The following is a 9258-nucleotide window of genomic DNA, read 5'->3' as shown; positions in this document are numbered from 1 at the left end:
GTGCGTGCCCACCGCAGCTGGGTGGTCAACGTGCGCCGGCTGGTCTCGATCGAGCCCCTGGACGGCGGTGAGGCGCTGCTGCACATGGACGATGGCGGGCGGGTGCCCTGCAGTCGTCGGCAGCTGCCGGCATTCCGCCAGGCATTGGCGGCGCAGGCCGCCGGCTGAGGGCAGAGCGCCGCCAGCCGGCGTGGCATCCCGGCAGGCCGGGATGCCGTCAGGCAGCTCAGCGCTTGCCGTCTTTCTTGATCATCGCGTCGATGCGCCCGGCGCGTGCTTCCGAGCCCGGGTGCGAAGACATCAGGCCACCTTCGCTGGACAGCTTGCGGAACATGCTGGCCAGCGCGGCCGGATCGTAGCTGTGGCGCTTCATGAAGCGGTAGCCGTATTCGTCGGCCGCGCTCTCTTCCTTCTGCGAGAACTGCGCGTTGACGAAGCCTTCGGCCAGCTCGCCCAGCTGGCCCTGGGTCAGGTCGGCGATATTGGCGTTGCCGGAGGCAGCCAGGGTGTCGCGACCGGCCGAGGTCAGCATGGCAGTGCGCATCTTGGTCTTGCTGTGGCCCAGCTTCACGTGGCCGATCTCGTGGCCGATCACGCCGCGCACTTCGTCGTCGGAGGCCATGTCCATCAGGCCCGAGTACACGCGCACGCAGCCGTTGGCCATGGCCCAGGCGTTCACGTCTTCGGTCAGGTAGACCTTGAAGTTGAGGTTCAGGCCGTCTTCGTTGGCCAGGCCCTGGGTGATCTTGGCCAGGCGCTGGGCATACGGGCTGTTGGCCGGGGCGATCTTGTTGTCCTTGTCCATGTAGGCGCAGGCCTGGTCGGCCGCCTTGGCCACGTCGGCATCGGACAGGGTCAGGGCCTGGCCGGCCTTCATGCCGGTGCCGGCCAGCGACTTCAGGTCCAGGGCCGAGGCGTTGCCAGCGGCGAAGCAGGCCAGGGCCAGCAGAACAGCGGAGGATGACTTCCTCATCGGGTAAAGCTCCATGTAGGTGGTATTGGGGGCGACCGCTGGCGGGGGCCACCGGGCGCGGCAGGAGTCTACCCTCTGGCCCGCCCGGCGTGTTCACCGATCGCTGACGCGGGCCGCCCGGGCGTGAGCGCCGCCGGCCGTTGCGGCTGGAAAGCCCCGGATAGGCTATGATGGACAGTCTTTTCGCACGCACTAACTGCCGACATGATCGAGCTCAATCCTGTCCGCCAGCGCATCACCGATCTCACCGATCGCGTGCTGTCGCTCAGGGGGTATCTTTGACTACGACGCCAAGAAAGAGCGTCTGGAAGAAGTAACCCGGGAACTGGAAAACCCGGATATCTGGAACAACGCCGAATACGCCCAGAACCTGGGCCGCGAACGCGCCAACCTTGAAAAGACCGTGGGCGGCATCGCCACGATCCTGGATGGCCTGTCCGAGTCCGGCGAACTGCTGGAACTGGCCGACAGCGAACAGGACGAAGATACCGCCCTGGCCGTGGTCGCCGACCTGGACAAGTACCAGAAGCACGTCGAACAGCTGGAATTCCAGCGCATGTTCTCCGGCCAGATGGACAATGCCGCGGCGTTCGTCGACATCCAGGCCGGCGCCGGTGGTACCGAAGCCCAGGACTGGGCCGAGATCCTGCTGCGCATGTACCTGCGCTGGTGCGAATCGCGCGGCTGGAAGACCGAGCTGATGGAAGTGTCCGGTGGCGACGTTGCCGGCATCAAGTCGGCCACGCTGCGCGTGGAAGGCGATTACGCCTACGGCTGGTTGAAGACCGAAACCGGCGTGCACCGCCTGGTGCGCAAGTCGCCGTTCGATTCGGACAACCGCCGCCACACCAGCTTCACCTCGGTGTTCGTGTCGCCGGAAGTCGATGACAACATCGAAATCGACATCAACCCGGCCGACCTGCGCACCGACGTGTACCGGTCCTCCGGTGCCGGTGGTCAGCACGTCAACAAGACCGAGTCGGCGGTGCGCATCACGCACATTCCGACCAACACGGTCGTGGCCTGCCAGACCGGCCGCAGCCAGCACCAGAACCGCGACAACGCGATGAAGATGCTGGCTGCCAAGCTGTACGAGCTGGAAATCCAGAAGCGCAACGCCGAGCGTGACGCCGTGGAAGCCACCAAGTCCGACATCGGCTGGGGCAGCCAGATCCGCAACTACGTGCTCGACCAGAGCCGTATCAAGGACCTGCGCACCGGCATCGAGCGCTCGGACACGCAGAAGGTGCTGGACGGCGACCTCGACGAATTCGTCGAAGCCAGCCTGAAGTCCGGCCTGGCCGTGGGTGCCAAACGCACCGACGCCTGACCGTCGGGGCCGCCACGCGCGGCCCCGATCCGTTGTGCCCGGGCCACGCCCGGTTTCGCAATCCGCCCCGACCATCGGCATGATGGCGGGGACCGTACCTCCCCCCGACATACATAGACCCACGCCATGAACGATCAGACCGCCGCGCCGCAGCCCCCCGTCGACGAGAACAGCCTCATCGCCGAGCGCCGCGCGAAACTGACCGCCCTGCGCGGGCAGGGCATCGCCTACCCGAACGATTTCCGCCGCGAACAGTTCGCCGGCACCCTGCAGACCGAGTTCGCCGACGCCGAACAGTGGACCGCCGAAGCGCTGGAAGGAACCGACCGCCAGGTGAAGATGGCCGGCCGCCTCATGGCCAAGCGCGTGATGGGCAAGGCCAGCTTCGCCCAGATCCAGGACGAATCGGGCCGCATCCAGCTGTTCCTGCAGGGCAGCACCCTGGGCGATGCCTACACCGCCTTCAAGGGCTGGGACGTGGGCGACATCATCGGCGTGGAAGGCGGGCTGACCCGCACCAAGACCGGCGAACTGTCGGTCAAGGCCACCAGTATCCGCCTGCTGACCAAGTCGCTGCGCCCGCTGCCGGACAAGTGGCACGGCCTGGCCGACGTGGAGCAGCGCTACCGCCAGCGCTACGTGGACCTGATCGTGACCCCGGAGTCGCGCGAGGTGTTCATCAAGCGCTCGCGGATCATCCGCGCCATGCGCGCCTGGCTGGACAGCCGCGACTTCCTGGAAGTCGAAACGCCGATGATGCATTACATCCCCGGCGGCGCCACGGCCAAGCCGTTCACCACCCACCACAACGCGCTGGACCTGGACCTGTACCTGCGCGTGGCCCCGGAGCTGTACCTCAAGCGCCTGGTCGTGGGTGGGCTGGAGCGCGTGTACGAGATCAACCGCAACTTCCGCAATGAAGGCGTGAGCACCCGCCACAACCCGGAATTCACCATGATGGAGCTGTACGAGGCCTACGCCACGTACACCGAAGTGATGGACCTGACCGAAGGCGTGATCCGTGACGTGGCCAGCAAGGTGCTGGGCACCACCACGGTGGAGTGGGACGGTGCCACCATCGACCTGGCCCCGGCGTTCCGCCGCTGGCGCATGGACGAGGCCGTGCGCCACCACAACCCGGACATCAGCGCCGCCGACTGCACCGACCGCGACGCGCTGGCCGCCCATTGCGAGCGCCTGAAGATCCGCATCAAGCCGTCTTACGGCTGGGGCAAGCTGCTGCTGGAGATCTTCGAGGCCACCGTCGAGCACACCCTGGTGCAGCCGACCTTCATCACCGACCACCCGGTCGAGGTCTCCCCGCTGGCCCGTGCCAACGACGACCAGCCGGGCTACACCGACCGCTTCGAGCTGTTCATCAACGGCAAGGAGCTGGCCAACGGCTTCTCCGAGTTGAACGACCCGGAAGACCAGGCGGCCCGGTTCCAGGCCCAGGTGACGGCCAAGGAAGGCGGCGACGACGAGGCCATGCACTACGACGCCGATTACATCCGTGCGCTGGAGTACGGCATGGCCCCGACCGGCGGCCTGGGCATCGGCATCGACCGTCTGGTGATGCTGCTGACCGGCAGCAGTTCGATTCGTGATGTGCTGCTGTTCCCCTACATGCGTCCGGAAAACTGAGACGTACGTCCGGGTGCCCGGCACGGGCATCCCGGGCGGGGTTCCGCTGCCGTGGCCGCGCGCGTATCGTTTCTGCGTGGTCATCCGGGCAGTTCGGTGTGATGACCAGGCAATGATCGAGCAGAGGGCGGGCGTGACGCCCGCATCACACTGCGGCTACGATCATGAACCGGGCGATCGCGACGGGAGGCGGATCCATGCAAGGTGCCAGTGTGCAGAGTGGCGGAGTATCCTTTCCGCAGCATGTTCCAGTGTGGTCCAGGAAGACGGCGGAAGCAGCCTTGAATATTGTCATCGTTGACGATCAGACGTCCGCGCGCACCATGCTGCGTCATGTCATCGAGGACATCGCGCCCGAACTGAGCGTGCACGACTTCGGCGACCCGCTCACCGCGCTGGCCTGGTGCGAGTCGCACCCGGTGGACCTGTTGCTGCTGGACTACCGCATGCCGGAAATGGACGGGCTGGAATTCGCCCGCCGGTTCCGCCGCCTGCCCAAGCACCGCGACATCCCGGTGATCCTGATCACCGTGGTCGGCGACGAACCCATCCGCCAGGCCGCGCTGGAAGCGGGCGTGATCGATTTCCTGGTCAAGCCGATCCGGCCGCGCGAACTGCGCGCGCGCTGCTACAACCTGCTGCAGCTGCGCCAGCAATCGGAAAACGTCAAACAGCGTGCGCTGTCGCTGGAGCAGCGCCTGCTGGCCAGCATGCACGAAGTGGAAGAGCGCGAACGCGAGACGCTGTCGCGGCTGGCGCGTGCGATCGAGTTCCGTGATGCCGGCACCAGCGCCTACCTGGAGCGCATGGCGCACGTGGCCGGGCTGATCGCCGAACAACTCGGCCTGCCCGAGGAAGAGTGCAAGCTGATCGAAATGGCCGCGCCGCTGCACGACATGGGCAAGATCGCCATTCCCGATGCGGTGCTGCTCAAGCAGGGCAAGCTCAACGAAGAAGAGCTGGCGATCATGCGCCGGCACCCGCGGATCGGCTACGAGCTGCTCAGCGGCAGCCAGAACCGCTTCATCCAGGTGGGCGCGCTGATCGCGCTGCGCCACCATGAGCGCTATGACGGCAGCGGATACCCCGATGGCCTGATCGGCGATGCGATCCCGCTGGAAGCGCGGATCGTGGCGGTGGCCGATGTATTCGACGCACTGATCTCGCCACGCCCGTACAAGGAAGCATGGACGATGGAAGCCACCATGGCCTACCTGTACGCGCAGCGCGGCCGCCTGTTCGACCCGCGCTGCGTGGACGCGCTGATGAAGGGCCGCGAGCAGCTGGAAGAAATCTGCGCCCAGCACTCGACCGCCTCGACCCGCCCGGGAATGTGAGATGCAGCCCCTGTACCCGTGGCTGACGCGCCGACTGGCGCAACGTCCGGATACCGAGCACGGGCAGGTGGTCGTGCGGATCGCGTTGATTTCGCTGATCCTGCTGTACGTGCTGCTTGCCGGGGCGCGCAACCACCTCCTGGACCAGTACCACGGCGTGCTGGCTACGGCGCTGACCGGGCTGGGGCTGTCGCTGCTGTTGCTGGGCTGGCTGCTCTGGCGGCCGCAGCGTTCGCACCTGCGCCGGGTGGTCGGCATGCTCGCCGACTACGGGCTGATCGCGCTGGGCATGATCCAGATGGGCGAGCCGTTGGCCTGGGTGTATGCGGTGGTGATGTGGGTGACGGTGGGCAATGGGCTGCGTTATGGCAACCGGTACCTGGCCGGTGCCATTGCACTGGCGATGCTTGGCTTTGGCACCACCGTGTTGCTGACTCCGTACTGGATGGACAACGCCAGGCTGGCTTTCTTCCTTTGGCTGGGGCTGGCAGTGGTGCCGATGTGCTGCTCGACCCTGCTGCGCCGACGCATGCGAGTGCCCCCCATGAACGACTCTCCCCGCACCGGCCACGCCGGCAAGCCGCACCTGCTGGCGCGGTTCAGGCAGCGCCTGTCCGGCCGGCCCGACAGCGAGCACGCGCAGAACCTGATCCGCATCGCCATCACCGCGCTGTTCATCATCTACCTGGGCTGGCGCTACCTGGAGAACCACGGCGATACGCTGCTGGCCACCTGGCTGATCCTGGCCTTCGAACTGACCGTGTCGGCCGGGCTGCTGGTGGCCATCCTGCTGCAGCCGGGCGTCTCGCACGTGCGGCGGGTGATCGGCATGCTCACCGACTACTCCTGCATGGGGCTGATCATGACCATCCAGGGCGAGCCGGCCGCGCCGCTGTATGCGGTGTGCCTGTGGGTCACCATCGGCAACGGCATGCGCTATGGCAGTACCTACCTGCGCGTGGCCACGGCCATGGGCTGCGTGGCCTTCCTGTGCACCATCATGCTGGCGCCGTACTGGCAGCAGCACAGTTACCTGGCGTGGGGGCTGCTGCTGGGCCTGGCGGCGATCCCGCTGTACTTCGATTCGCTGCTGCACGCGCTGACCCGCGCGGTGGCCGAGGCGCGCCAGGCCAACGAAGCCAAGAGCCGCTTCCTGGCCAACATGAGCCACGAGTTCCGCACCCCGCTGAACGGCCTGGCCGGCATGACCGAAGTGCTGGCCACCACCCGCCTGGACGAGGAGCAGCGCGAGTGCCTCAACACCATCCAGGCCTCGGCGCGCAGCCTGCTGGCGCTGGTGGAGGAGGTGCTGGACATCTCGGCCATCGAGGCCGGCAAGGTCCGCGTGGAGCGCCACGAATTCGCCCTGGCCGACGTGCTGCAGGCGATCAACCTGATCCTGACCCCGCAGGCGCGCACCAAGGCGCTGGAGTACCGCGTGGTGGTGGACGAACACGTGCCGCCGCGCCTGTACGGCGATGCCGGCCACCTGCAGCAGATCCTGCTCAACCTGATGGGCAACGCGGTCAAGTTCACCGATGACGGGTTCGTGGAACTGCGCGTGTCGCTGCTGGACGGGCAGGCTGGCGAGCGGGTGATGCTGCGCTTCGAGATCCTCGACAGCGGTATCGGCGTGCCGGCTGCGTTGCGCGAGCGCCTGTTCGACGCGTTCGAGCAGGCCGACGTGGGCCTGGCCCGCCGCCACGAAGGCACCGGGCTCGGCACCTCCATTGCCAAGGGCCTGGTCGAGTCGATGGGCGGCCGCATCGGCTACAGCGCCAACAGTCCGCGCGGCAGCGTGTTCTGGGTGGAAATCGCGCTGGACGTGGCGATGACCCCGGTGCTGGCCGGTGACACCACCGAGAACGGCAACGTCATCGCGTTCTCCAATCCGTTCCTGCGCCACCGTGCCCGGGTGCGCAGCCTGCGCGTGCTGGTGGCCGACGACCATGCAGCCAACCGCATGGTGCTGCAGCGCCTGCTGGAAAAGGCCGGCCACAAGGTGGTCTGCGTCAATGGCGGCGAACAGGTGCTGGACATGCTGGAACAGTCCGACTTCGACACCGCCATCGTCGACCTGCACATGCCGGGCATGAGCGGGCTGGACCTGCTCAAGCAGCTGCGGGTGATGCAGGCCAGCGGCATGCCCTACATCCCGGTGATGGTGCTCAGCGCCGACGTTACCCCCGATTCGATCCTGCGCTGCGAACAGGCCGGTGCGCGCGCGTTCCTGGCCAAGCCGGTGGTGGCGACGCGGTTGCTGGACATCCTGGCCGACATCGCCGCCAACACCCGGCCCGAGCCGGGCATCCAGGCGGTGCCCGCCGCGCCGGTGGTGGCCGGCGCACTCGATCCGGCGGTGCTCGACGAGCTGGCCGCGCTGGGCATGGGGGAGGGGTTTGAAAAGCAGTTCATCGCCCAGTGCCTGAGCGATGTCGACGGCTGCATGGCCCGGATCCAGGGCAGTGGTGAACAGCAGGCCTGGGATCAGCTGCGCGAACACGCCCACGCGCTGCGTGGGGTGGCCAGCAACCTCGGCCTGGTACAGGTGGCCAGCGCCGGGGGTGAACTGATGCGCATGCCCGACTGGCAGCTCAAGGCCGAATGGACCCCGCGTGCGGCCGCGCTGGGCAATGCGTTGCGGCAGGGAAGGAAGGCACTCGACGCCCGGGCTGTCGCCCTGCGGCAGTCCGATGGCGACGAGTGCACGCCCTCCTGAACATGGCCAGGCTCAGCCGGCATCACCGTTGCGCCGTCCTTGTGCACGCACCAGCCGGTCCATCGTACGCAGCGACTTTTCGCCCAGCTGCATGGCCGTGTCGACCCAGATCTCGGTGATCCGCATCATTTCGTGCAGCGGCACCATGCTGGACACTTCCGACACTTCGCGCATGGCCGCCCAGGCGTGCGGAATGCGCTTGCTGTCCTTGATCACCCGTTCGACCGCGGCGACGCCTTCACCGACCGGCACCACCACGTCCACCAGGCCCATCTCGTGCAGCTGGCGGGCGGTGTAGAGGTTGCCTTCCAGCATGATCTTCTCGGCCAGGCGCGGGCTGATCCGCTGGCACATGAAGGAGTAGGCGCCCATGCCCGGGAACAGGTCGAACAGCACCTCGGGCAGGCCCATCAGCACGCCTTCCTCGGCCACGATGGTGTGGCAGCTCAGTGCGGCTTCGAAGCCACCGCCGAGCGCGTTGCCCTGCACCAGCGCGATGCTGTGCGCACGCACGCCCAGGCCGGCGTGGAACGCATGCACCCCACGCACGCAGCGCTGGGCGTAGTCGAGCAGGCGCGGGCGGTCGCCCTCGCGGATCAGGCGGCAGAACAGTTCCAGGTCGCCACCCAGGTTGAACACGTCACTGTCCGAAGCCAGCACCACATGCGGGGACAGCGCATGGGAGATGCTCAGGCGTTCGCCGAGCTCGCGCTGGTAGCCCACGATATCGTCCACCAGCCGCGAGGCGAAGCAGGGGCGGCCGGGGTTGTCGACCAGGTTGGCGTGCATGTGGATCCAGTACACGTCACGGTGCGCTTCTTCGGTGATGCGCAGGGTCGGGTGCAGCTGCGGGCGGGGGGCAAAGGGATGGACTGCAGACATGGGAGTTCTCCGTAAGACCGTCCGGCCGACCGCATTGCGGACGGAGAATGAAGGGGGCGAGCAGAACGTGCGGCGGCGAGTGATTCTATGCGCGCGGTGTGAACCGCCCGCAAGCGCTGCCCCGGACGCCGGTGTCCGGGGCAGGGCCCAGGACGGCGGCAGGGCGCCTCGCCGATGCCCGCAAAGCCTTGCAGGGTGGGCGTGGGTGAACGGCCGGCAGGCGCATGCGCGTCGCGGTAGGTACCCACCGTTGGTGGGTACGAATGCCCGGGCTCGCCAGGTTCAAATTTCAGGCGCAGCCGTCGGTGGGTCGGGCGCTGGGGCCCCATGCCCTTGGAGGCGAAATAAAGGAGGAGGTGGCGGCCGCAGGCCG

Annotated in this window: 7 protein-coding genes; 5 read left to right on the top strand and 2 right to left on the bottom strand. The window is 67.2% G+C overall.

Annotated features, from left to right (window positions below; genetic code table 11):
* A partial coding sequence (locus DBR34_RS24210) for a LytTR family DNA-binding domain-containing protein (protein WP_258224186.1) occupies positions 1-168 on the top strand: 168 nt, incomplete at its 5' end.
* Positions 169-226: 58 nt separating this feature from the next.
* On the opposite strand, the gene DBR34_RS19815 is transcribed toward DBR34_RS24210, so the two are convergent.
* Positions 227-973 (bottom strand): M48 family metallopeptidase, encoded by a 747-nt coding sequence (locus DBR34_RS19815; protein ID WP_128098052.1) that lies wholly within the window; start codon positions 971-973, stop codon positions 227-229.
* A gap of 204 nt (positions 974-1177) precedes the next feature.
* Between DBR34_RS19815 and prfB the strand changes: the two genes are divergently transcribed.
* The 4 genes from prfB (at position 1178) to DBR34_RS19795 (ending at position 8003) form a co-directional block, all read left to right on the top strand.
* Positions 1178-2303, top strand: a protein-coding gene (gene prfB, locus DBR34_RS19810; protein ID WP_102100629.1) for a peptide chain release factor 2 whose coding sequence is annotated in 2 segments (ribosomal slippage) — positions 1178-1252 and positions 1254-2303 — 1125 coding nt in all. Because the reading frame shifts where the segments join, the coding sequence is not laid out codon by codon here.
* Between the two features lie 126 nt (positions 2304-2429).
* Complete coding sequence (lysS, locus tag DBR34_RS19805; protein ID WP_128098051.1) at positions 2430-3947, top strand: lysine--tRNA ligase; 1518 nt, start codon at positions 2430-2432, stop codon at positions 3945-3947.
* 197 nt (positions 3948-4144) lie between these two features.
* Positions 4145-5284 carry a two-component system response regulator gene (locus DBR34_RS19800; RefSeq protein ID WP_038688550.1) on the top strand — a complete coding sequence of 380 codons (1140 nt, stop codon included), beginning with the start codon at positions 4145-4147 and terminating at the stop codon, positions 5282-5284.
* Positions 5285-5828: 544 nt separating this feature from the next.
* The gene (locus DBR34_RS19795) at positions 5829-8003 is read left to right on the top strand and encodes a response regulator (protein WP_181394088.1); all 2175 of its coding nucleotides are present in this window, start codon (positions 5829-5831) and stop codon (positions 8001-8003) included.
* 12 nt (positions 8004-8015) lie between these two features.
* On the opposite strand, the gene DBR34_RS19790 is transcribed toward DBR34_RS19795, so the two are convergent.
* Entirely contained in the window at positions 8016-8885 is an 870-nt protein-coding gene (locus DBR34_RS19790) for a crotonase/enoyl-CoA hydratase family protein (protein WP_128098049.1), read from the bottom strand.
* Positions 8886-9258: the final 373 nt, after the last annotated feature.

It is taken from the genome of Stenotrophomonas sp. HMWF003 (genome assembly GCF_003061285.1).
Taxonomy (GTDB): domain Bacteria; phylum Pseudomonadota; class Gammaproteobacteria; order Xanthomonadales; family Xanthomonadaceae; genus Stenotrophomonas; species Stenotrophomonas maltophilia_AP.
The sequence above is the reverse complement of the archived record's forward strand: the minus strand, read 5'-3'. Positions and strand labels throughout refer to the sequence as shown.

Excerpts from the sequence above, each read along its gene's own strand:
- DBR34_RS19795 (WP_181394088.1), top strand. The coding sequence starts at position 5,829 with ATGAACGACTCTCCCCGCACCGGCCACGCCGGCAAGCCGCACCTGCTG.
- lysS (WP_128098051.1), top strand. The coding sequence starts at position 2,430 with ATGAACGATCAGACCGCCGCGCCGCAGCCCCCCGTCGACGAGAACAGC.
- DBR34_RS19815 (WP_128098052.1), bottom strand. The coding sequence starts at position 973 with ATGAGGAAGTCATCCTCCGCTGTTCTGCTGGCCCTGGCCTGCTTCGCC.
- DBR34_RS19790 (WP_128098049.1), bottom strand. The coding sequence starts at position 8,885 with ATGTCTGCAGTCCATCCCTTTGCCCCCCGCCCGCAGCTGCACCCGACC.
- DBR34_RS19800 (WP_038688550.1), top strand. The coding sequence starts at position 4,145 with ATGCAAGGTGCCAGTGTGCAGAGTGGCGGAGTATCCTTTCCGCAGCAT.